This window comes from Streptomyces sp. NPDC004721, assembly GCF_053601495.1.
The window spans coordinates 1-21,051 of sequence record NZ_JBSGBZ010000028.1 but is presented as its reverse complement, the minus strand read 5'-3'; the positions used below and the strand labels follow the sequence as shown (position 1 = coordinate 21,051).

21 protein-coding genes and 1 pseudogene are annotated in these 21,051 nt (G+C 70.7%); 6 read left to right on the top strand and 16 right to left on the bottom strand.

Going from position 1 to position 21,051, the window contains the following annotated elements; all coding sequences use genetic code 11:
* Positions 1–8: 8 nt before the first annotated feature.
* The 12 genes from ACWEK3_RS24765 to ACWEK3_RS24710 all read right to left on the bottom strand — a co-directional run bounded on the left by ACWEK3_RS24765 (position 9) and on the right by ACWEK3_RS24710 (position 10,480).
* Positions 9–602, bottom strand: coding sequence for a pilus assembly protein TadG-related protein (locus tag ACWEK3_RS24765; protein ID WP_453250616.1), 594 nt, complete (start codon positions 600–602; stop codon positions 9–11).
* The gene (locus tag ACWEK3_RS24760) at positions 602–820 is read right to left on the bottom strand and encodes a hypothetical protein (protein WP_361413131.1); all 219 of its coding nucleotides are present in this window, start codon (positions 818–820) and stop codon (positions 602–604) included. The genes ACWEK3_RS24765 and ACWEK3_RS24760 overlap by 1 nt, the downstream gene beginning before the upstream one ends.
* A gap of 148 nt (positions 821–968) precedes the next feature.
* A complete protein-coding gene (locus ACWEK3_RS24755) occupies positions 969–1,808 on the bottom strand; it encodes a response regulator (RefSeq protein WP_453250615.1) in 840 nt (279 codons plus the stop codon).
* A 50-nt stretch (positions 1,809–1,858) separates the two neighbouring features.
* The gene (locus tag ACWEK3_RS24750; RefSeq protein ID WP_450539328.1) at positions 1,859–3,421 is read right to left on the bottom strand and encodes a histidine kinase; all 1,563 of its coding nucleotides are present in this window, start codon (positions 3,419–3,421) and stop codon (positions 1,859–1,861) included.
* A 16-nt stretch (positions 3,422–3,437) separates the two neighbouring features.
* Positions 3,438–4,331: a DUF5936 domain-containing protein gene (locus ACWEK3_RS24745; RefSeq protein ID WP_365418163.1), complete on the bottom strand. Its 894-nt coding sequence runs from the start codon at positions 4,329–4,331 to the stop codon at positions 3,438–3,440.
* A 27-nt stretch (positions 4,332–4,358) separates the two neighbouring features.
* A complete protein-coding gene (locus tag ACWEK3_RS24740; protein ID WP_450539326.1) occupies positions 4,359–5,300 on the bottom strand; it encodes a type II secretion system F family protein in 942 nt (313 codons plus the stop codon).
* Between the two features lie 19 nt (positions 5,301–5,319).
* Positions 5,320–6,657, bottom strand: a complete 1,338-nt coding sequence (locus tag ACWEK3_RS24735) for a CpaF family protein (RefSeq protein ID WP_361413126.1) — start codon at positions 6,655–6,657, stop codon at positions 5,320–5,322.
* Positions 6,658–6,833: 176 nt separating this feature from the next.
* The gene (locus ACWEK3_RS24730; RefSeq protein ID WP_450539324.1) at positions 6,834–7,202 is read right to left on the bottom strand and encodes a TadE/TadG family type IV pilus assembly protein; all 369 of its coding nucleotides are present in this window, start codon (positions 7,200–7,202) and stop codon (positions 6,834–6,836) included.
* A 1-nt stretch (position 7,203) separates the two neighbouring features.
* Positions 7,204–7,620 carry a pilus assembly protein gene (locus ACWEK3_RS24725; RefSeq protein ID WP_453062237.1) on the bottom strand — a complete coding sequence of 139 codons (417 nt, stop codon included), beginning with the start codon at positions 7,618–7,620 and terminating at the stop codon, positions 7,204–7,206.
* Positions 7,617–8,870: an AAA family ATPase gene (locus ACWEK3_RS24720; protein WP_361413123.1), complete on the bottom strand. Its 1,254-nt coding sequence runs from the start codon at positions 8,868–8,870 to the stop codon at positions 7,617–7,619. Before ACWEK3_RS24720 ends, ACWEK3_RS24725 begins: the two co-directional genes overlap by 4 nt.
* Before the next feature lie 13 nt (positions 8,871–8,883).
* Entirely contained in the window at positions 8,884–9,591 is a 708-nt protein-coding gene (cpaB, locus tag ACWEK3_RS24715; RefSeq protein ID WP_376542694.1) for a Flp pilus assembly protein CpaB, read from the bottom strand.
* Between the two features lie 79 nt (positions 9,592–9,670).
* Complete coding sequence (locus tag ACWEK3_RS24710; protein ID WP_450539412.1) at positions 9,671–10,480, bottom strand: hypothetical protein; 810 nt, start codon at positions 10,478–10,480, stop codon at positions 9,671–9,673.
* A gap of 359 nt (positions 10,481–10,839) precedes the next feature.
* Between ACWEK3_RS24710 and ACWEK3_RS24705 the strand changes: the two genes are divergently transcribed.
* The 4 genes from ACWEK3_RS24705 (at position 10,840) to ACWEK3_RS24690 (ending at position 15,572) form a co-directional block, all read left to right on the top strand.
* Entirely contained in the window at positions 10,840–12,402 is a 1,563-nt protein-coding gene (locus tag ACWEK3_RS24705) for a hypothetical protein (protein WP_453250614.1), read from the top strand.
* A 316-nt stretch (positions 12,403–12,718) separates the two neighbouring features.
* Positions 12,719–13,282 (top strand): hypothetical protein, encoded by a 564-nt coding sequence (locus ACWEK3_RS24700; RefSeq protein ID WP_450539319.1) that lies wholly within the window; start codon positions 12,719–12,721, stop codon positions 13,280–13,282.
* A 28-nt stretch (positions 13,283–13,310) separates the two neighbouring features.
* Positions 13,311–13,706 (top strand): hypothetical protein, encoded by a 396-nt coding sequence (locus ACWEK3_RS24695; protein ID WP_453250613.1) that lies wholly within the window; start codon positions 13,311–13,313, stop codon positions 13,704–13,706.
* A gap of 168 nt (positions 13,707–13,874) precedes the next feature.
* Positions 13,875–15,572, top strand: coding sequence for a chitinase (locus ACWEK3_RS24690; protein ID WP_453250612.1), 1,698 nt, complete (start codon positions 13,875–13,877; stop codon positions 15,570–15,572).
* A gap of 83 nt (positions 15,573–15,655) precedes the next feature.
* On the opposite strand, the gene ACWEK3_RS24685 is transcribed toward ACWEK3_RS24690, so the two are convergent.
* The 4 genes and pseudogenes from ACWEK3_RS24685 to ACWEK3_RS24670 all read right to left on the bottom strand — a co-directional run.
* Positions 15,656–16,279, bottom strand: a complete 624-nt coding sequence (locus ACWEK3_RS24685) for a hypothetical protein (protein WP_453250611.1) — start codon at positions 16,277–16,279, stop codon at positions 15,656–15,658.
* A 77-nt stretch (positions 16,280–16,356) separates the two neighbouring features.
* Positions 16,357–16,776 (bottom strand): RidA family protein, encoded by a 420-nt coding sequence (locus ACWEK3_RS24680; protein WP_453250610.1) that lies wholly within the window; start codon positions 16,774–16,776, stop codon positions 16,357–16,359.
* On the bottom strand, positions 16,773–17,534 hold the full coding sequence (locus ACWEK3_RS24675) for an IclR family transcriptional regulator (RefSeq protein ID WP_453250609.1): 762 nt from the start codon (positions 17,532–17,534) through the stop codon (positions 16,773–16,775). The genes ACWEK3_RS24680 and ACWEK3_RS24675 overlap by 4 nt, the downstream gene beginning before the upstream one ends.
* Positions 17,535–17,704: 170 nt before the next feature.
* Positions 17,705–17,920, bottom strand: a pseudogene (locus ACWEK3_RS24670) (sugar kinase); the annotation flags it as partial.
* A gap of 110 nt (positions 17,921–18,030) precedes the next feature.
* On the opposite strand from ACWEK3_RS24670, the gene ACWEK3_RS24665 reads away from it, so the two are divergent.
* The gene (locus ACWEK3_RS24665) at positions 18,031–19,296 is read left to right on the top strand and encodes an amino acid deaminase (protein WP_453250608.1); all 1,266 of its coding nucleotides are present in this window, start codon (positions 18,031–18,033) and stop codon (positions 19,294–19,296) included.
* A gap of 20 nt (positions 19,297–19,316) precedes the next feature.
* Positions 19,317–20,960 (top strand): N-acyl-D-amino-acid deacylase family protein, encoded by a 1,644-nt coding sequence (locus tag ACWEK3_RS24660; RefSeq protein WP_453250607.1) that lies wholly within the window; start codon positions 19,317–19,319, stop codon positions 20,958–20,960.
* Positions 20,961–21,051 lie beyond the last annotated feature (91 nt).

The window sequence follows — 21,051 nt, the reverse complement described above, 5'->3', positions numbered from 1 at the left end:
TTCGCTTGTCAGTCAGCCAGATGGACATCGAAGAGGTCTTGGGGCTCCGGGAGATCGATGAGGTGTTTCGGGTCCAGATCCCAGTACCTGTCCTTGCAGGTGAGGCGTGGCAACACATCGGTCCCGGCGTCTGCCGCCAAGGGTTTGAAGGTACAGAGCGGCTCGATCACAGCCCTGGCACGTGCCGTCGAGTGTTTACTCGCAGTGATAGGGACGACCGATTTCCCTATAGGCTTGTTGGTCTCGACGCTGACCGTGTAGGCCAGCAGACCGCTCGCCCCACAACCGAGCACATGTGCGTCGTTCTGCTGGGCGAGTTGATACGCCCGCCAGCATGAGGGCTCGAGCCCCTGACCGATGCCGTCGAAGACGTTCTGCCACCTAGTGGGGTCGAGTACATCCTTCGCCCATTGGCTCGCAAGTTGGTCGCGAGTGTCCTGCGCCACCGCCAGTGCCGCCGCGTCTGCAGCCGTCTGCGCGCCGTTCCGACTGGCCGCCGCCTGGCCGACCGCAAGGTAAGCGAACGCGAGAAAGAGCAGGCCTGCCACCACCGTGATGTAGATGGGGAAGGCCTGCCCTGCGTCGCCGTTCCGGAGGCGCATCAAGTGATTTCGTTGATCTTCTGCTGAATCTTCTGCAGGATCGTCTGCCCGACGTTCGTACCCGTGATCGCCAGCACGATCGCCACCACCACCGCGATGATGCCCAGGTACTCGACCGCGGTCTGCCCCCTGTCGCCGGCGCGGCGCTGCATCGCCTCGACCGTGGTGTTCTTCCAGCCGTTCACGCGGACCGCGGTCTTCAGCATCAGGTCGCTCATGGTGTTCCCCTCCGGGTTCGGTCTCGGTGCCGCTTGCGACACCGGAAACGTATGCCGGAACACCCCGTCCGCCAGAGGGTCTCCGGACCCAATCGCGGGCCCAAAGAGAGACCCGGCCCCGCTTCCCCCGTACCGTCGGCATCACGCTTCACCCCAGCCCTCGCGACGAACCCGGGGCCGTGCCCAGCCACTTGGCGGCGGCCTCGGAACGGCTGGTGCTGTGCAGCTTGGCGAAGATGCGGTTGATGTGGTTCTTGACGGTCTTCTCGCTGATGAAGCAGGAGGCGGCGATCTGCTGGTTGGTCATGCCGGACGCGATGAGGTCCATGATCTCCGCCTCCCTCGCGCTGAGTTGGAACCTCGACCTGTCGACGGCGGCCGGACGGCTACCTGTCCATCCAGACGAAGACTGTCCCACATCCGGTTGCAACTGCGAAAGATGCTGGGCAGAAGTGGCTGGTTCATGGGACGTTGGGAAGGTGTGATCGTGTGCAATCGCACCCTCCATCGGCTGGTCCCGGCGCAGTCGGGCCACCAGGGCGCCCGCCGCCGTAGGAGTGAAGTGGGGCCTGCCCTCCTTGATGTCACGTACGGCGGTGACGAGTTGGCCGGCCGTGAACTCGCCGTGGACCAGGTAGCCGCCCGCACCCCGGCGCAGGGCCTCCTGGACGATCTCCGACTCGCTGCTGTAGGTCAGCATCATGACCGGCGCGATCCGGACCAGGTACGGCAGCGCGGAGAGGCCGTCCACGCCGGGCATGCGGACGTCGAGCAGGACGACGTCGGGACGGTGCTGCTGGGCGGCCTCCCAGGCGGCGCGGCCGTCGGCGGCCTCGGCCACCACCGTGATGTCCGCGCGGCCGGAGAGCAGGGCCGTCAGGCCGGCGCGGACCACGGGGTTGTCGTCGGCCACGACGACGCGCAGGGGCACGGCAGGTGCGGGCGGTGGGAAACCCTCGAAGGGGTTGGGAGTCGTCTGGTCCGGCACGGCGGCGGCCTCCTCTCTGGGTCGTGAAGCAGGGATGGATGGTCGGACGGTCATACGGTCGGTGTCGTCAGGGCTCCCAAGGGCAGTTCGAGGCGGACCTCCGTTCCCTTGGGGTGGGCGCCGCGGCCGATACGGATGCGGGCGCCGACCGAGGCCGCCCGCTCGACCATCCCGACCAGGCCGAAGTGTCCGGCGCGGCGCAGTTGTTCGAGGCTGGTGCCAGGCGGCAGGCCGCGGCCGTCGTCGTACACGCTGATGCGCAGCAGATCGCCGTGGACGCCCGCGCGCACCTCGACGTGGGTGGGCTCCGCGTGGCGGTGGGCGTTCTCCATCGCCTCCGAGGCGATGGTCAGGAGCTGGCGGGCCACGGCCGGAGGCACCGGCGGCACGCCGGGCTCGCCGATCGGGCGGTAGGCGGCGGACAGTCCGGTACGGGACGCGAAGTCCCGGGTGCGGGCGGCGAGTTCTACGAGGACGTCGGTGCCGTGGTCCGGGTCGTTCTCGCGGCGCAGGTCGGTCAGCAGTTCGCGGGCCTCGGCGGCCGCCCGGCGGGCCGAGCGGGCCACCAGTTCCGCCTGCTGCTTCACCAGAGCCGGGTCCATGCGGTCGGCGCCCGTCGAGCCCGCCAGGCCGTCGGCGGCCATGGCCACACCGTGCAGGGTCTTCGCCACCGAGTCGTGCATCTCACGGGCCAGGCGGGCCCGTTCGGCACCGACCGCCTCCGTGACCGCGAGGCGGGCCTGGACCGTGGTCAGGGCCTGGGTGGCCTCGCCGAAGCGGAGGAGCAGGTTGCGCAGGGTGACTCCGGCGGCCCCCGCGATGACGCACAGGCCGGGGAGGAGGGCGGCCTGGGCCAGGTCCGGGGACAGTTCCTTGGAGCTGGTGGAGACGACGAGCAGGATCAGCGACTGGAGCGAGGCGAACAGGCCCGCGCCCCGCCAGCCGTAGACGAGACCGGCGAGCAGGGGGGTGCAGACGCTGACGTAGGCCAGCGTGCTGTCAGGGCCCGCCGCGATCAGGAGGAGGGCGCCGAAGAGGGTGTCCAGGGCGAGGAGAGTGGGGTGCCGCAGGAGCAGGGGACCGAAGCGTTCCCAGTCCCGGAACAGGACGTACGAGCCCATGAAGGTGACGACGACCGCGGCGCTGACCAGGCGGGTGGCCAGGCCGGGGGCGGCGTTGAGAAGGGCGACGGGGGCGGAGAGGGCGATCATCGCGAGGCGGAAGGCGAAGACGTAGCGGCACATCGCCTGCAGCGCACTGATCTGCAGTCTTTCCGGCTCCGGGGCAGGTCCCTGCGGGAGCTGGGCGGAGCCTTCGGCCTCGGCTTCGCCCTCGACCGGTATGTGGTTCCCCCCTGCACCACTCGTGCGGGCATCACCGCCGGCTGCAGGCGGCCCCGGTGGACGGCCTGCACCGTCAGCGGCGATCCGTCCACCCGACGGCTCCGCCGGCTCCCACCCCGGCGGCAACGCCGGCGTCACCGACGTCACCGGGATGTCCGGCGCGCCCGTGCGGACGTGGGCCGGGAGGACCGTGCCTGCCGGAGGGGTGGTGATCTCGGGGATCCTCGGGCGGCGGCGCAGCAGCCCGGTGCGTTCCTCCGTCGTCGCCATGTCCTCGTCGCCCCCCCTACTCGCCCGTACCCGTGAGGGAGCCGAAGTCCACGCCTGAGCCGAGGATCAGGCCCGCGCCGAGGAGGATCATCGTGGCCGGGACCATGAACGTGGTGATCATCATGGTGGCCTTGGGGACCGCGCGGGCGGCCTTGCGGCGGGCGTTCTGCGCGTCGGTGCGGCGCATGTCCTTGGCCAGGGAGACGAGGGTGTCGACGATCGGGGCGCCCAGTTCCTCGCCCTGCTGCAACGCCGTCACGAACATGGCGACCTGCTCGGAGTCGTTCCTGCGCCGCAGCTCCGCGAAGGCCTGGCGACGGCTCATGCCGAGGTCCATCTGGCGCAGGGTGATGCGCAGTTCGTCCGCCCAGGGGCCCTCGTACTTGTCGGCGACCCGGTCCAGGGCCTGGCGGAAGCCGAGGCCCGCGCTCACCACGACCGCGAGCACGTCGAGGAAGTCCGGCAGCGTCCGCTCGATCACGTCCTTGCGGATGCGGATGGCCGACCAGATGCCGACCTCGGTCCAGAAGGCGCCGAAGGCGAGCAGGAGCAGGGCCATGAAGAGCTGGCCGCGCATGAGGAACACCAGTCCGCCGAGGCCCCCCAGGAAGCCGTAGACCGCGCGCCGGGCCGCGTAGCGGTCGATCGTGAGGCCGCCGGGGTTGCCCGCCAGGTCGATCTTTCGACGGTACCTGGCCACCCTCTTGGGACCCATCAGGCGCAGTACGGCGGGGGCGTAGCGCATGCCGAGGCGGTCGACGAGGGAGTCCACCGCGCCGGTGCGGGTGGAGCCCACCTCCAGGGCCAGCGCCAGGTCGTCGGGCAACCGGGCGTCGGCGCGGTACATGCGGATGCCGGCGAAGACGCCCCAGACGCCGAGGCCCATCACGAGTGCGAGCAGCAGTGCCATCCCTCTTCCCTCCTTCCGGGAACCCGGCTAGACGTCGATGCGGGACATGCGGCGGATGAGGATGAAGCCGACGGCGTAGAGCGCGAAGGCGATGATCACCGCGCCCTGGCCGATCGGGGAGGCGGTCATGCGGTCCAGGGCTCCGGCCTTGACGCCGTTCATGAGGAACAGCGCGCCGACGCCCAGCACCGGGACCGCGTAGGAGGTCATGTTGACCTGGGAGAGCTGGGTGCGGACCTCGCGGCGGGTCTCCTTGCGTTCCTCCAGGGTCTCGGTGAGGTTGCGCAGGGCGCTCACCACCTGGCCGCCGGCCCGGTTGGACAGGACCAGGGTGGTGACGAGAACGACCAGCTCCCGCGAGGGCAGGCGGTCCGTGAGCTCCGCCAGTGCGTCGTCCATGGACGCGCCGAGGGCCAACTGATGGGCCACCTTGGCCAGTTCCTCGCCGGCCGGAGCCTCCAGCTCCTCCGCCGCCATGCCGATCGCGGTGCGCAGGGCCAGGCCCGCCTGGGTGGCGTTGGCCAGGATGCGGGCCAGTTCGGGGAGTTGGTTGATGAACTTCTCGATGCGTTTCTGCCGCTGCCAGTTGAGGAACTGCACCGCCGCACCGATGCCGAGCAGGCCGGCCAGCGGGCCGAAGAAGGGGGCCAGGGAGGCCTGGCCGATCAGCCAGAGGGCGGCCACGGTGGCGAGCATGTAGACGAAGAACTCGCCCGGGGTGACGTCCAGGCCGGTCGCGGCGAGCCTCAGCTCCAGCCTGCGGCCGAGTGTCGTACGGCGCAGTCGGCGGTCGAGGTTGGGGAAGCGGCGCCGGCGGCCGACCGGGATCTGACCGGTCTGGGAGAGCCGGTCGACGAGGGCCGCCCGCTGGGCCTTGCCGGAGGTGTAGGCGTGCAGGCCGGCGACGGCCAGGACGCAGGTCAGCAGGGTGACGCCGGTGGTGAGGGTGACGAGGGTGCTCAGATCCATGGGGACGGTTCCTACCTGCCTACCTGGCTTCTCGGGTGGCCAGCTGGTCTGCGGACTGGGCGACGCCGAAGGCCTGGGGGATGGGCTGGCTCGCCATGTAGAGGCGGTCGGCGGTGCGGCGTGGCAGCGGGTGGTACTCGAAGGCGCCGTAGATCCGGCCGTCGGCCGCCATCGGCTGCGCGGCGAAGCGGGCCACGGTGGCCAGCCGGTACGGCTCGCTGCCGTGGCTGTCGAGCAGGGCGATCTCGGTGACGCGGCGTGCGCCGTCGGCGAAGCGGGTGAGCTGGACGATCACGTCGACGGCGCTGTTGATCTGGTCGTGCAGGGCGACGAAGGGGATCTCCACGTCGGACATGGAGGCGAGGGTCTGCAGGCGCATCAGCGCGTCCTCGGCGCTGTTGGCGTGCACGGTGGCGAGCGAGCCGTCGTGGCCTGTCGACATCGCCTGGAGCATGTCGAGCGACTCGCCGCCGCGGACCTCACCGACGACGATGCGGTCGGGGCGCATGCGCAGCGAGTTGCGCACCAGGTCGCGAATGGTGACCTGGCCGCGGCCCTCCACGTTCGGCGGCCGGGACTCCAGCCGGATCACGTGCGTCTGCTGGAGCTGGAGTTCGGCGGAGTCCTCGATGGTGATGATGCGCTCGCCGTCGGGGATCAGCCCGGACAGGGCGTTGAGGAGGGTCGTCTTCCCGGTGCCGGTGGCTCCGGAGACGATGACGTTGAACTTCGCCTGCACCAGGCCGGCCAGCAGGTACAGCATGTGCTCGTCGAGCGAGCCGAAGCCGATCAGCTCCTGGAGGGTGAAGGAGCGCGGGAAGCGGCGGATGGTGAGCGTGGGGCCGGTGAGCGAGAGCGGCGGGATGATGACGTTGACACGCTCGCCGGAGGGCAGGCGGGCGTCGACCATCGGGTTCGACTCGTCCACGCGGCGGTTGACCGTGGAGACGATCCGCTCGATGGTCTGCATCAGCTGGTCGTCGGAGGCGAAGCGGATGGGCAGTTGCTCGACCCGCCCGCCGCGCTCGACGAAGATCGCGTCGGGTCCGTTCACCATGATCTCGGTGATGGAGGCGTCCTCGAGGAGGGGTTCGAGGATGCCCAGGCCGAGGGCCTCGTCGACGACCCGGCGGATCAGCTGCGAGCGCTCCACGGTCGACAGGACCGGGCCCTCCCGGCTGATGATGTGCCCGAGCACCCGCTCCAGCCGCGCCCGGCGCTCGGCGGCGGCCAGCGAGCTCATCTCCGCGAGGTCGATCTCCTCCAGGAGCTTGGCCCGGTAGGAGGCGACGAGGTGGCCGTCCTCGCCCCGGGTGCCTTTCTCCTCCGGGGAGTTGATGCGTGCGCGGAGGCTCATGGGTCCGGTGCTCCTCGCTCCTGGTCGGTGGTCGAGTCGGTGCTGTCGAGTCGGTGCTGTCGAGTCGGTGCTGTCGAGTCGGTTCTGGTCGGTGCGAGCCGGTCCTGGTCAGTGGTCCAGCGGTCTCAGCGGTCGAGCGGTCCCAGTCGTCCAGCGGTCTAGTGGTCCATTTGGTCTCAGTGGTCGAGCGGCATGGTGGCGGTCTTGTGGGCCCGGCCGAAGTTCCAGCCGGGGACGATCGAGGGGATGTCGACGCCCGCGGTGACGGTGACCTCCTTGCCGCCGTACGAGGCCGGGCAGCTGGTGCCGTCCGCCAGCCAGCCGCTGACCGCGTTCGCACAGGCCTGCTCGGCTCCCTGCCGGAGCGAGGCCGCGCGCGCCCCCGCGCGGGCGGCCGTGCCGGCCTGCTGGGCCGTGTAGGCGATCAGTCCGATCTGGATGACGGCCATGGCGAGCAGCATCAGGATCGGGATGAACCCCAGGTATTCGATGGCGACTTGGCCCCGGTCGTGGCGGCCGTCGCGACGTACGCCCTCGTACGGCATGTCAGTTCGTCGCCTCCTCGACGGCGCCGGCGTGACCCGTGACCGTGATCGGGAAGTCGATCGTGCCGGGGAAGAGCACGGGCACCTTGAGGCCGACGTGCGCCCGTACGTAGCCGTTGCTCGTCTCACAGCCCACCTCAGCCCCCCTTCGCCACGCGGCCGACAGCTTGTCGAGCCCGGCCTGTTGGCAGGCGGCGTCCCTGGCGCCGCGATCGGCCGCCGTCCCCGCCCGTACCGCCTCGTCCGCAGCATTCCCCGCAAGCGTGTACGTGTACCCCAGCAGCACACACTGCCACAGCAGCACCAGCGTGATGAGGATCGTGGGCGTCATGCCGAGCAGCTCGACGGCGACCTGCCCGCTGTCCGAGCGCAGCCGCCCGGCCGACGGCCTCTTCCCTGTGCCTGCCCGCACGTTCATCCCCCTGCCTCCCTGCGGCGCCGGAAACTCACCGACCCCCGGTCGCCCCGCAGCCGCCCGCCCTTGCGGTCGCCCTCGGGCGCCTTGACGATGCCCAGTTCGCCGGCGAGCCCCCACAGCGCCTGTTTGACCGTGCTCTTGCTCTCCAGTTCGTGGATGCGGCCGGCATCCACCGCGCCCTGGAGTTCCTTGAAGCCCGCGGGGATCGCCGTGCCCGCCACGGGTGTGCCGGTGATCTTCTGGATGAGCGGCGGCTGGATCTCGGTCCCCCGGGTGTGGCGGTTGACGACGACGGTCGTCTCCTCGGCCTTGCGGATCTGCAACCGGTCCCACATCCGTACGGTCCGCTTGGCCGCGCGCACCGCGACCACGTCCGGAGTGGTCAGGAGCAGCGCGGTGTCGGCCATCTCGACGGCCGCCGCGCTCGCCCCGCTCATCTGGGCGCCGCAGTCCAGGACGACGATCTCGTAGCGGGAGCGCAGTGCGCTGACGATCTGGCGGGCGGCCCGGTCGGTGACCTCCTCGCCGCGCTCGCCCTCGCCGGGCGCGAGCAGCAGCGCAAGGCCGCTGTCGTGGCGGAAGACGGCGTCGGCCAGGACGCGCGGGGAGATGTCGGTGATGGAGGCGAGGTCGACGACCGAGCGGCGGAACTGGACGTCCAGGAAGGAGGCGACGTCACCGGACTGGAGGTCCATGTCGACCAGGGCCGTGCCGCGACCGGAGGCCTGTGCGGCGAGGGCGAGTTGTATCGCCGTGAGGGTGGCGCCCACCCCGCCCTTGGCCCCGCTCACCGTCACCACCCGGCCGCCGGCCCCGGTGAACACGTCGCCGCCGTGACCCAGGTGGCGCCGTACGCCCACCGACCACTGGGCCACCGCCTGTACGCGGCTGACCAGTTCCTCGTAGCTCAGCGGAAGGGCCACCAGTCCCCGGGCGCCCGAGTCCATCGCGGCCGAGAACAGGCCGGGGCCGGCGTCGGAGGTGATGAGGATGACGCCGACCGCCGGGAAGCGCAGGGCCACTTCGCGGATCAGTTCCAGGGCCGGGACCGGGCCGATCCGCTCGTGCACCACCACGATCTCGGGCAGCTCGTCGATGGACTCGGCGGCCAGGCGCGCCAGGGTGTCGATGAGCTGGGTGGAGTCGGCGACCGGGGCCACCGGCTCGGCGTCGGGGAGCTGGCTGAGCAGGGTGGTGATGGACCGGGCCGCGTCGGCGTCGCCGACGGCCGGGAGGATCCTGGTGGTCATGCCTGCCGGCCTCTCACTTGTCGTTCGCGAGTTCGTAGGTCCGGTCCTTGGCCGGGACGCTGGTGTCGCTGCCGGGAGCGACCAGCGCGAGCCGGACCCGCTGGGCGAACGACTCGGCGTAGGTGATGCGCTGGGCGTCGATGGTGGACAGCGCGAAGGTGATGGGGACGGCGTCGGTGGGCTGCTGGGCCCGGTTGTCGGCGTTCGGCTGGAGCGCGGTGATCCTGCCGACGTCGAGGACCTTGGCGTTGGTCACGATGATCTTGGACTGGGCGGGGTCGCCCTGGCGCTGTCCGCCGAAGGTGGCGTAGACGTTGACCGTGGAGCCCGGTGTGATCTTGCCGGCCACGCCGGTCGCCGCGTCGATCATGATGGCGACCTCCTGCTGCCCGGGTTGCAGGGCGGGCTGGTTCACGATCATGTCGCTCTGGAGCAGGGAACCCTTGCGCAGTGTGGTGACCGCGATCTTGCCCTGGATCTGCCCGAGGTCGGTGACGGCGTTCGGCGACAGCCACCGCTTGGGCATCTTGACCTTCTCGAACTGGCCTGTGCTCAGCGTCGTGTACGGCGCCACGTCGGTGCGCAGCTGGTAGGCGGCGACCTCTGGGCCGACCTTGGACTTGACGTCGCTGATGACGGAGAGCACGCCCGCGAACGCCGCGAGGGCGCAGATGACGGACAGGATCAGGAGTATCACGCCGCGGCGCTGACGGGAGTTCATGAACCGTGCAACCTCATTGGGATATCGGTCGGCGAAGTCGAGCGGAATCGAATGACGGTGGTGCCGGTGGTTCAGGGACTCATCCGGTGGGTGTCCGGCTCTCGGGGACGGGTGGAGTGGCCGAGCAGAAGACGCAGCGGTCTCCGATGACGTCGATGCCGCACCAGTGGCACACACCCTGGCGTACCGAGGTGACCAGTTGGTAGAGCACCGAGAGCTCGGGCAGGTAGGTGCAGAACTCGATCAGCTTGCCGGTACCCCACCAGGTGGCGGACTCGGCCGGCAGGTCGGCCTCCCGCAGCCCCAGCGCGTTCCAGGCGGGGGCGAGGGTGGAGCCGACCCAGTCGGACTGGAGCTGGCCCTTGGCGAGCAGCATCCAGCTGCCGAAGTCCGGCCCGGTCAGGCTCGCTTCGGGACCGATCCGGACGAGCTGCGGTTCCGGGTGGGCGATCACGCCGAACTGGCTGCCCGGAACCCAGGACTTGGCGTGCGCCTTCAGACCTACGGGGACGCGGTCGAGGCGGGCGACCGAGCCCAGGACGGCGCCGGCGTGGATGTAGTGGGTGAGCAGCCGGCCGGCCGAGGCGAGCACGCCGGGGCTGAGGTCGCAGGAGGCGAGCTGGCGCAACTGGCGGGCGAGGACGGCGAGTCCGAGCGGCGGCAGGTCGGGCCGGAACAGGGCGATGCGGTCGCTCTCCAGTAGCGAGCGGACGGTGTGCAGCCGCCGTTCCACACCGCTGGGGACGGCGTCCGAGCACACCACGACGACGTGCCCGTGGTGGTCGATCAGGGCCCTCACGGCGTCGAGCGTCTGCTCCAGTGGCTGCCGGTCCAGGTCCTTCAGGACGACGGCGGGCACGGTCCGTTCGTCCTGCGCGGGCAGCGCCATGTCGGCACTCGTCACAGCAATGGCAGTGGACACGCGCAGCTCCCCGTTAGACGCCTGTCGGCCCGCCGGCGGTCGTCCGGCGCACCGAGTTGACTTCACTGCGTGACTACCTCAGCACTGTATCCACGCCTCTGTGACCGGAGAACAGCGATTCTGTACCTGGCCGGCAACTCTCCTCGAACAAGTCATTTCAAACCGGGGCAGGCTGAGCATCCCGACCCGGCCCAAAAGCATGGGCCGGACGCAACTCGTTGACTGTGGGCCCGGGTTTGGGCCCGCGGGCCCACGCCGTCCGGGGCCGCCCGCACCTACGCTCGCCGACCGGAATGGCGCTTGCCAGTGTCGAGGAGGGGTGCCGCATGGCTCGCGGGGGCGGCAGACGGACGTGCCGGAGAACGTACGGGTACGACGACTCGGGCGCGACCGCCACCGAGTACCTCGGCATGGTCGTGGTCGTCGTCGCCGTCGTGCTCGGCATCGGCGCCACCGGCATCGGCCAGGCCGTCTACGACGGGATCGCCGCCAAGATCTGCAAGGTCACGGGCGGCTCGGACTGCGGCGGCGGAAGCTCGCAGGGGGACGACCGGGCCCTGACCGACGCCGACTTCGAGCCGGCGCTGTGCCAGGTCTCGACGGTCAGCGACAAGGCGGGCTCCAAGGCGAAGATCCTGTTCTGGGAGATCGGCAAGGAGTACGGCTTCCAGGAGCAGCACGTCAGGGCGCACACGGACGTCAACCACGACGGAAAGGTCGACGACCAGGACGAGCTGGTCTACCTCACCTTCACGGACGCGGCCTCCGTGGGCGCCAAGAAGGACTTCAAGCCCGGGCTGAAGATGGGGAAGGTCGGGACCGACAAGGTGGAGCTGGGCGCCGGGATCAAGGTGACCAACGGCGACACCTGGGTGTTCGAGAGCCCCGAGGAGGCGCGCAGGTTCCGCGACGACGTCGAGAAACTCCAGATGTACCAGATGCGACGCCGGTCGCCGGGCGGCGCGGACGCGAGCGTCGGCGACAGCATCCTCTACCTCTTCGGCACCGGTCCCCTCAAGGACGAGGAGGACACGGAGAACCGGGTGAAGAACGCGCTGGGCGACAACCGGAAGATCACCTACGGCAAGGTGGGCCTGGAGGCCTCCGCGGCGGCCGGCCTGAAGATCTCGGCGGGCGACGACAAGAAGCTCAGCGCCGCGCTCGGCGGCAACTTCAAGTACTCCCCCGAGATCACCTGGACCGACAACGCCTACAAGGACACGAAGTCGTACACGTACTCCTCGTCGATCGAGTACGGCACCAAGGCGAGTTACGAGGCGGGCCCGATCAAGGGCGACGCCTCGGCCTCCACCACCCAGACCGGCACCATCACCGTCACGTACGACAAGTCCACCGGCAAGCTGGTCGGCGTCAACATGACCCGCACCGTCGAGAAGGGCGGCCAGAAGGACGGCGCCCGGCTCGGCGGGGGCAACGGCAAGTCGGGCAAGGACGAGCGCAGCGGCGGGGTGAGCGGGAAGGGTACCGACAGCTCCACCGGCATCGAGGTCGTCACCACCTCCCTGAGCTTCGACCCCGGTCCCGCCGGAGACCGGGACCGGGCCGTCGCCGAGCAGTGGCTGAGCAGCACCAACGAGCAGCTGGTGACGCCCTTCCAGTACATGTTCGACGACCACGCGCCGACCAAGCGGCCGGGCGCCGACGACCCCTTCGGCCAACTGGTCTTCGACAGGGGCACGTCCAGCAGGATGACGTACACGGGCCAGGTGAACGCCGCCGAGTACGGCTTCGAACTGAACCTCGGGCTCAGCCTCGGCCTGTCGGTCAGCACCGAGCAGAAGGCGGAGACCCTCACGGACGCCAGGTTCCTCGGCGCTCCGAACGGAGACCGCCGGTCCTACGTCCCCTACAGCTACTGTGCCAATTGAACCCTCCCCCAGCTGAAGCAGGGGGATTCCTGGCTCAAGCAGCTCATTCGCTCAGCGAGCGAACGAGTCTGACGCTCTCAGCACCAGCCGGGACGGAACCTGCCCGGTTGCCCATTCAAGACAAAGGAGTTGTGCGTGCTTGGCTCCCGCAACGCACGGCGCTCAGCCTACCCGACTATCTGGGCGGTCTTTCACCTTTTGGACGAAACCCCGTTCCCTGCCCCGCTCCGCAGGAGTCCAATTCGTCCCCCGGCTGAAGCCGAAGGCGTCCTCGGACGTTTCCCGTGATCTCGCCGACAGGAGGGCTGGTACGCCGATGAGGACACGACTGCTGATCGCGGGCCTGATCGCTGCCGCGGCCGCCCTCACGGGCTGCGGCAAGGGCGACGCGGGCTCCGCCTCCATGCCGGACGGCTGGGGCACGCTGAGCACGAAGGGCGTGTCCGTGTCGTATCCCGCGGGCCCCGGGGGCTACGTCGAGCAGAGCGCGGCCGAGCGCAGCAAGTACAACGCGGCGGCGGCCGTACGCGAGGAGTCCGGACGGACGGTCTCGATCATCACCGTGCAACTGGACTTCACCCGGGCCGGCTCCGCCGAGCAGGCCGCCATCGCCGCCGAGGCCGGGATCCGGATGGGAGCGAAGGTGGAGGGCGAGAAGGACGTGAAGCTGGCCGGCACGGACCGGGCCAAGCGGATCGACTTCACCTTCGACTCGACCGGCGAGGACGGCGACCCGCCCAAGGGCACGCCGATCCGGGGCGTGATCCTGACGGGCCTGGACTCGACCGACCGGACCTTCGCGGTCCGGATCGACGCGGCGCGGGGCGCGCTGTCCTCCGCGGACCTGCGCGGGATCGTCGACTCGGTGCGGGTGCACTAGTGGTGGGGACGGAGGTACCGCTCCGGTGATGCCGCTGGTCCGGGCCTGGGCGGTGGGCGTGGTGGTGCTCGTCGTCACCGAGTACGCGCAGATGACGCTGCTGTACGGGAATCTGGTCGGCCCGCGGGGCGTGGGCTCGTTCGGCGCCGCGCTGGCACTGGTCCACCTGCCGAACCTGGTGTGCGTCGTGCTGGCGACCTGGGCCGCGGCGCGGGTGCATCCGGCGCCGTGGCGGGAGATCCCAGCGCGGCACGCGGTGGCGGCGTGCGCGGTGCCGGCGGCGGCGCAACTGCTGACGGTGTCGCTGTACTGGGAGCGTGCGGGACTGTCGTCCCCGGCGATGTGGATGTCGACCGGGGTGCTGCTGGCGGGGTGCGCGCTGGGCTTGCTGCTGGAGCGCTGGCAGGAGGAGGCACGGCCGTAACGGGAGTGCGGGACAGGGACGTTGAACCTGAGGCGACTTTGGTCTGGACCTCTTGACAAGCCAAATGGTCTGGACCAACTTGTACGACCAAGCGGTGGCCACCGTTAGTCCTGCCCTCCCCTTCCCCCCTCTCCCCCACCGGAGGCCCCAGTGGACCGCGTACCAGGCATGCCCCGACCCAGAGCACGACGGCTGCGCCTGTGGTCGGGAGCCGTCACCGCCGCCCTCGCCCTCTCCTTCGCCGGGGCCGGCCAGGCGTCGGCGGCAGACGTCAACAACGCCAAGAACGCCGGCTTCGAGTCGGGCCTGAGCAACTGGTCCTGCTCGGCCGGCAGCGGTACGACCGTCTCCTCCCCCGTGCACGGCGGCTCCGCAGCGCTGAAGGCCACACCGGCCGGGCTGGACAACGCCCAGTGCACCCAGACGGTCGCGGTCAAGCCCAACTCGACGTACACGCTGAGCGCATGGGTGCAGGGCGGGTACACCTACCTGGGCGCGACCGGCACGGGCACCACGGACGTCTCCACCTGGACGCCGGACTCGGCGAGCTGGAAGCAGCTCTCGACCACCTTCACCACCGGCTCCTCGACGACCTCGGTGACCGTGTACCTGCACGGCTGGTACGGGCAGGCGGCGTACTACGCCGACGACGTCTCCGTCTTCGGCCCCGACGGGGGCGGCGGCGGTGACCCGGCCCCGACGGTGCCGTCCGCGCCGGGCGGCCTGGGAGTGACGGGCACGACGTCCTCGTCGGTGTCGCTGTCCTGGAACACGGTCTCGGGCGCCACCGGCTACAACGTCTACCGCGACGGCTCGAAGGTGACGGCGGTGAGCGGCACGTCGGCGACGGTGAGCGGCCTCGCGGCCGCCACCTCGTACTCCTTCCAGGTCACGGCGACGAACGCGGCGGGCGAGTCGGCGAGGTCGGCGACCGTGACGGGCACGACGGCGTCCTCGGGCGGCGGCGGGGGCGGCACCGGCCTCCCGAAGCACGCGGTGACCGGCTACTGGCAGAACTTCAACAACGGCGCCACGGTCCAGAGGATCTCGGACGTGCCGTCGCAGTACGACATCATCGCCGTCGCCTTCGCCGACGCGACGGCCACCCGGGGCGCGGTGAACTTCACCCTCGACTCGGCCGGCCTGAACGGCTACACGGTCGACCAGTTCAAGGCGGACATCAAGGCCAAGCAGGCCGCCGGCAAGAAGGTCGTCATCTCGGTCGGCGGTGAGACGGGCACCGTCTCGGTGAGCGATTCGGCCTCCGCGACCAACTTCGCCAACTCCGTCCACTCGCTGATGCAGACGTACGGCTTCGACGGCGTCGACATCGACCTGGAGAACGGTCTGAACGCCACCTACATGACCCAGGCCCTGCGCTCCCTGTCCGGCAAGGCGGGCCCGTCGCTGATCCTCACGATGGCCCCACAGACCATCGACATGCAGTCCACGTCGGCCGGCTACTTCCAGACCGCGCTGAACGTCAAGGACATCCTCACGGTCGTCAACACCCAGTACTACAACAGCGGTTCCATGCTGGGCTGCGACGGCAAGGTCTACAGCCAGGGCTCGGTGGACTTCCTCACCGCCCTCGCCTGCATCCAGCTGGAAAGCGGCCTCGCCCCGTCCCAGGTCGGCCTGGGTGTCCCCGCCTCCACGAGGGGCGCCGGCAGCGGCTATGTCTCGCCGTCGGTGGTGAACAACGCCCTGGACTGCCTGGCCAAGGGCACCAACTGCGGTTCCTTCAAGCCCTCGAAGACCTACCCGGCCCTGCGCGGCGCCATGACCTGGTCCACCAACTGGGACGCGACGGCGGGCAACGCCTGGTCGAACACCGTGGGCCCGCACGTGCACGCGCTGCCGTAACGCCCCGGAAACCCTTCGCGGCTGCCGTGGCGCCCTCAGTGGGCGCGGCGGCAGCCGCTCGGTCCGGACAGGAGTCGCCGGGGTCAGGCGTCGTCGGTGGGCGGCTCGGCCACCGCGTGCTTGTCGTCGGTGCCGTCCTTGTCGCTGGTGCCGTCCTCGTCCGCCGCGCCGTCCTCGAAGTACGCGTCCAGGACCGCGTCCAGTCGCGTCTCCCATTCATCGAAGCGTGCCCTGGCCGGGGCCTCGATCTCGATGGGGTACCAGCGCCGGTCCGGGGTGTGGACGGTGATGGTGAACCGCTTGCCGAAACGCGGGGTCGCCGTCTCGACAGCGCCGATCTCGTCCCAGCGGAACTCGCACTCCTGGTCGTCCAGGCAGAGGCGTACGCCCTTGTGGTCGGCGACGATGCGGGCCCGGCGGTCGGCGGCCTCGAAGACGGGACCGTCGACGGCCGCTTCCTGTCGTTCTTCCGGCCGCTCCTCCTCCTGCCGCTCCGCCTTCCCGGCGGATCCGGCGTCGTCCGCGACCGCCTCCACGGCCGACGGCTGCTCGGATGCCGGCGGCTGCTCGGCCTGCCGCGGCCGGGCGTCCTCCGGTTCCGCCGTCGCGGGTGCGGTGAGCCCGGGGATGTGGGCCGGGTCGAACCCGGCACCCTTCACGGGCTCGGCCTTCAGGGGCTGGCTGCTCGAACCTATGCGCTGCTCCACAGCGGGCAGTATGGTCGACGAACCTGTGCCGGACACAGCCAGCCCCGACTTCGTTATACGAAGATGGCCAAGACGCGTCAGCCGAGCACGGCGAGCGCGTCGATCTCGATCAGCAGGCCCGCGGGCAGGCCCACGTAGACGGTGGTGCGGGCGGCGGGCGGCTGGGTGAGGCCCTGCTCCTCGAAGTACGTGTTGTAGAGGTCGTTCATCTCAGCGAAGTGGGCCACGTCCGTGAGGTAGACGCGGATCATCATCACGTCGTCCCAGGTCGCGCCACCCTCCTCCAGGATCGCCTTGACGTTGGCGAGGGTCTGGAGGGTCTGCTCGCGCAGGGTCGGGCCGGCCGGGGTGGGGGGCACGCCCTCCTCGGCGGGCAGGAAGCCGACCTGGCCGGCGACCTGGAGGATGTTGCCCTTCCGCACCCCGTGGGAGAACTTCGCGGGCGGGGTGGTGTGGGTCGCGGGGATGAGGGCGATCTTGGCCGTCGTGTCGCTCATACGGGGTCCTTCACTGGGTTTCTGCCGGAGAACTCGTCACTGATGGCGTCCGCGGTACGGCGCACCAGCGGGAGCAGGGCGAGGAGTTCGTCGGCGGTGACGACGACGTTCGGCGCGGAGACCGACATCGCGGCGACCACCCGGCCGTCCGCGCCGCGGATGGGCGCGGCGACGCAGTTGATGGACTCCTCGTGGCCGCCGAGGTCGGCGGCCCAGCCCTGATCGCGCACCGTCGCCAGTTCCTTCAGGAAAGCGGCGGCGTTCGGTGTCGAACGGGCTGTGTACATGGGGTAGTCGAGCCTCTGGGCGATCGCGCGCCGCTCGGCCTCGGTCAGGTCGGCGAGCAGCAGCTTGGCCACGGCCGCGACGGTGATGGCGACGGGCTTGCCGATCCGGGAGTACATGCGCACCGGGTAGCGGCTGTCCACCTTGTCGATGTAGAGCACCTCGTCGTCCTCGTGGACGGCCAGGTGCACGGTGTGCCCGCACTGCTCGCCGAGGCTCAGCAGGTGGGGATGGGCGATCTCGCGCACGTCGAGGCTCTCCATCGCCTCCTGCGCGAGGGCGAAGAGCCGGGCGCCGAGCCGGTAGCGCTGGTCGGACTGGCGGTGGACGAGCCCGTGCTGGTGGAGGGTGCGCAGCAGCCGCAGCGCGGTGGACTTGTGGACGCCGAGGCGGTCGGCGACCCGCCCGAGATCGGCGGGGCCCTCGGCGAGCAGCGGCAGGATGCTCAGCGCCCGGTCGACGGTCTGGCTCATGGAGTACGTACCTCCTGCTCGGCCTCCTCGACCCCTTGCGCGGTGCCCGTCCGACCGGGGTCGAGTCGCAGTCTTCCCCACGCCGCCTCACCCAGGGCGACCGGCCGGTCGGCGTGGCGCCGGGCAGGAGGCGTGGCGAGATCGCAAGGGACGGTGAGCGCGGCGTCGGGGTGCCCGGCCCCGGCGAGGGCGCAGATGACGTCGGACTCGGCGCCGCCGGCAGCCCGCTCGAAGGAGGGCATGTCGGCCGGGCGGCCCGGACGGGAGGGCGGGAACGTGACCATCGACTCGCCGAGCGTGACGGCGTCCACGACGGCGGGTGCGCCGGATGTTCCGTGGGCGGCGTTGACGATGGTGACTCCCTTCGGGTTCCGGGGCGCCGGCATCGACCCGGCGGGCCGCGGACATTGACCCGACTTCGGCGAGATGCTAGACACCGATAAGCACTGTACGCAATGACCGTTGCACATATTGCAACGATTCTGAAGGGGGCTCGATGAGCACGGAAGCGCTCGCCCGGCTGGCCGAGGAACGCGTCGACCACCGTTTCAAGGGCCTCCCGCCGGACGCGGACGGCCTGACCGTCGGCGAGCTGACCGCCCAGCGCCGCAACCTCTTCACCGGCGGCTTCACCACGCCCGTGCTCGCCCTCTCCGCCGAGCGCCTGGAGCACAACCTGAAGCTGATGGAGACCTACGCGGCCCGCCACGGCCTCGCCTTCGCCCCGCACGGCAAGACCTCCATGGCCCCGCAGCTCTTCCACCGCCAGCTGGAGCACGGCGCCTGGGGCATCACGCTCGCGGTGCCGCACCAGGTGCGCGTGGCCCGGGCGTTCGGCATCAGCCGGGTCTTCCTGGCCAACGAGCTGGTGGACCCGGCGGCCCTGCGCTGGGTCGCCGCGGAACTGGCCGCCGACCCCTCCTTCCGCTTCATCTGCTACGTCGACTCCGTGCGCGGGGTGGAGCTGATGGACGCGGCGCTGGAGGGTGCCGCCCGCCCGGTGGACGTGGTCGTCGAGCTGGGAGCCGGGGAGGGCGCGCGCACCGGTGTGCGCACGGACGCCGAGTGCGCGGAGGTCGCCGACGCGGTGGCGGCCACGGACACCCTGCGTCTCGTCGGGGTCGCCGGTTACGAGGGCGAGGTGCCGCAGGCCGACCCCGAGCGGGTGCGGGCGTGGCTGACCCGGCTCGTCGCCCTGGCCGTGGACCTCGACAAGGCCGGGAAGTTCGCGCGCACAGAGGAGATCGTGGTGAGCGCGGGCGGCAGCGCCTGGTTCGACACGGTGGCCGAGGTGTTCGCCGACATCCCCGAACTCTCCCTGCCAGTACTCAAGTTGCTGCGCTCGGGCGCGTACGTCTCGCACGACGACGGGCACTACCGCAAGATCACGCCCTTCAACCGCGTCCCCGAGGAGGGCGCCCTGGAGCCCGCCTTCCGTCTCTGGGCGCAGGTGGTCTCACGCCCCAGCCCCGAACAGGCCTTCGCCAACGCGGGCAAGCGGGACGCGGCCTACGACCTCGATCTGCCCTTCGCCCAGGTGGTGCGCCGGGACGGCGCCGAACGCCCGGCGACGGGGATCGAGGTCACCGGCCTGTCCGACCAGCACGCCTGGCTGAGCACCGCTTCCGGGGCGGAGCTGCAGGTCGGCGACTGGGTCGGCCTGGGGCTCTCCCACCCGTGCACGTCCTTCGACAAGTGGTCGCTCATCCCGGTGGCCGAGGCGGACGGTACCGTCGTCGCATACGTCCGTACGTTCTTCTAGGGGCTTCGGGAGGCGCCGCCATGGACCCCGTGGAGCTCGCCGACTACGCCGATCTCGTCATCCGGGACGCGGACGTGGCCGACGGCACCGGCGCCTCCTCCTACCGCGCCGACGTGGCCGTCAAGGACGGCAGGATCGTCTCCGTCGTCAAGGAGGCCGCGGCGGCCGGCTGCCAGCGCCCGCGGGCACGGCGGGAGCTGGACGCGGAGGGCCTGGTGCTGGCCCCGGGCTTCATCGACATGCACGCCCACAGCGACCTCGCCCTGCTGCGCGACCCCGACCACAGCGCGAAGGCGGCGCAGGGCGTCACGCTGGAGGTCGTCGGGCAGGACGGGCTGTCGTACGCGCCGGTCGACGACCGCACCCTCGCCGAGGTCCGCCGGGCGATCAGCGGCTGGAACGGCGACGGCGACGACATCGACTTCACCTGGCGTTCGGTGGGCGAGTACCTGGACCGTCTCGACCACGGCTTCGACGGCGAGGGCATCGCCGTCAACGCCGCCTACCTGGTACCGCAGGGCACGGTCCGCGCGCTCGCCGTCGGCTGGGAGGACCGCGCGGCCACGCCCGAAGAGCTGGACCGGATGCGGCGGCTGGTCGCCGAGGGCATGGAGCAGGGCGCGGTCGGCATGTCCGCCGGACTCACCTACACCCCCGGGATGTACGCGGGGGACGCCGAACTGACCGAGCTGTGCCGGGTGGTGGCGGCGCACGGCGGCTACTACTGTCCGCACCACCGCAGTTACGGCGCCGGAGCGCTCGAGGCGTACGCGGAGACGGTGCGGCTCGCGCGCGAGGCGGGCTGCCCGCTGCATCTGGCGCACGCCACCATGAACTTCGCCCCGAACAAGAGCCGCGCCGGCGAACTGCTGACCCTCCTCGACGAGGCACTCGCCGCCGGCGCCGACATCACCCTGGACACCTACCCCTACACCCCCGGCTGCACCACCCTGGTGGCCCTGCTGCCGAGCTGGGCGGGCGAGGGCGGCCCGGAGGCGGTCCTCGGGCGGCTGGCCGACGAGGTCACCGCGGAGCGGATCCGCCACCACCTGGAGGTGACCGGCTCGGACGGCTGCCACGGGGTCCCGGTGGAGTGGGAGACGATCGAGATCTCCGGGGTCACCGTCCCCGCGCTCGCGAAGTACGTCGGCCTGACGGTCCGGGAGGCGGCGGCCCGGCGCGGCGAGGAGCCCTGGACCACCGCCCGGCGGCTGCTGGTGGAGGACCGGCTGGGCACGACGGTCCTCCAGCACGTCGGTCACGAGGAGAACGTCCGGGCGATCATGCGCCACCGCGCCCACACCGGCGGCTCCGACGGCATCCTGCGGGGCACCAAGCCGCACCCGCGGGCCTACGGCACCTTCCCGCGGTACCTCGGCCGGTACGTACGGGAGTTGGGCGTGCTGTCGCTGGAGGAGTGCGTCGCGCACCTCACCGGGCGCCCGGCAGCCCGGCTGCGGCTGCCGGACCGGGGTGTGGTCCGCGAGGGGTACCGGGCCGACCTGGTCCTGTTCGACCCGGCCACGGTCGCGCCGGGCTCGACCTTCGAGCGGCCGCGCGCGCTGCCTACGGGGATCCCGTACGTCCTGATCGACGGCCGGTTCGTGATCGAGGACGGACGGCGCACCGACGTACTGGCGGGGCGGGCGGTCCGCCGGACCTAGACGAGTCATTCCGAATGCTGACGGTGCGTTTGGGAACGCGGACAGGGCGTCCAAGATCGATCTGTGACGAATGACCTGGACGCCCTGCTCA

What these genes read in the sequence shown, in the direction of transcription:
- ACWEK3_RS24750 (WP_450539328.1), bottom strand. Translation starts at nt 3,421, where the DNA reads ATGGCGACGACGGAGGAACGCACCGGGCTGCTGCGCCGCCGCCCGAGG.
- ACWEK3_RS24695 (WP_453250613.1), top strand. Translation starts at nt 13,311, where the DNA reads ATGCCGCTGGTCCGGGCCTGGGCGGTGGGCGTGGTGGTGCTCGTCGTC.
- ACWEK3_RS24720 (WP_361413123.1), bottom strand. Translation starts at nt 8,870, where the DNA reads ATGACCACCAGGATCCTCCCGGCCGTCGGCGACGCCGACGCGGCCCGG.
- ACWEK3_RS24765 (WP_453250616.1), bottom strand. Translation starts at nt 602, where the DNA reads ATGCGCCTCCGGAACGGCGACGCAGGGCAGGCCTTCCCCATCTACATC.
- ACWEK3_RS24700 (WP_450539319.1), top strand. Translation starts at nt 12,719, where the DNA reads ATGAGGACACGACTGCTGATCGCGGGCCTGATCGCTGCCGCGGCCGCC.
- ACWEK3_RS24680 (WP_453250610.1), bottom strand. Translation starts at nt 16,776, where the DNA reads ATGAGCGACACGACGGCCAAGATCGCCCTCATCCCCGCGACCCACACC.
- ACWEK3_RS24725 (WP_453062237.1), bottom strand. Translation starts at nt 7,620, where the DNA reads ATGAACGTGCGGGCAGGCACAGGGAAGAGGCCGTCGGCCGGGCGGCTG.
- ACWEK3_RS24735 (WP_361413126.1), bottom strand. Translation starts at nt 6,657, where the DNA reads ATGAGCCTCCGCGCACGCATCAACTCCCCGGAGGAGAAAGGCACCCGG.
- cpaB (WP_376542694.1), bottom strand. Translation starts at nt 9,591, where the DNA reads ATGAACTCCCGTCAGCGCCGCGGCGTGATACTCCTGATCCTGTCCGTC.
- ACWEK3_RS24760 (WP_361413131.1), bottom strand. Translation starts at nt 820, where the DNA reads ATGAGCGACCTGATGCTGAAGACCGCGGTCCGCGTGAACGGCTGGAAG.
- ACWEK3_RS24690 (WP_453250612.1), top strand. Translation starts at nt 13,875, where the DNA reads ATGCCCCGACCCAGAGCACGACGGCTGCGCCTGTGGTCGGGAGCCGTC.
- ACWEK3_RS24730 (WP_450539324.1), bottom strand. Translation starts at nt 7,202, where the DNA reads ATGCCGTACGAGGGCGTACGTCGCGACGGCCGCCACGACCGGGGCCAA.
- ACWEK3_RS24675 (WP_453250609.1), bottom strand. Translation starts at nt 17,534, where the DNA reads ATGAGCCAGACCGTCGACCGGGCGCTGAGCATCCTGCCGCTGCTCGCC.
- ACWEK3_RS24665 (WP_453250608.1), top strand. Translation starts at nt 18,031, where the DNA reads ATGAGCACGGAAGCGCTCGCCCGGCTGGCCGAGGAACGCGTCGACCAC.
- ACWEK3_RS24710 (WP_450539412.1), bottom strand. Translation starts at nt 10,480, where the DNA reads ATGGCGCTGCCCGCGCAGGACGAACGGACCGTGCCCGCCGTCGTCCTG.
- ACWEK3_RS24705 (WP_453250614.1), top strand. Translation starts at nt 10,840, where the DNA reads ATGGCTCGCGGGGGCGGCAGACGGACGTGCCGGAGAACGTACGGGTAC.
- ACWEK3_RS24740 (WP_450539326.1), bottom strand. Translation starts at nt 5,300, where the DNA reads ATGGATCTGAGCACCCTCGTCACCCTCACCACCGGCGTCACCCTGCTG.
- ACWEK3_RS24660 (WP_453250607.1), top strand. Translation starts at nt 19,317, where the DNA reads ATGGACCCCGTGGAGCTCGCCGACTACGCCGATCTCGTCATCCGGGAC.
- ACWEK3_RS24745 (WP_365418163.1), bottom strand. Translation starts at nt 4,331, where the DNA reads ATGGCACTGCTGCTCGCACTCGTGATGGGCCTCGGCGTCTGGGGCGTC.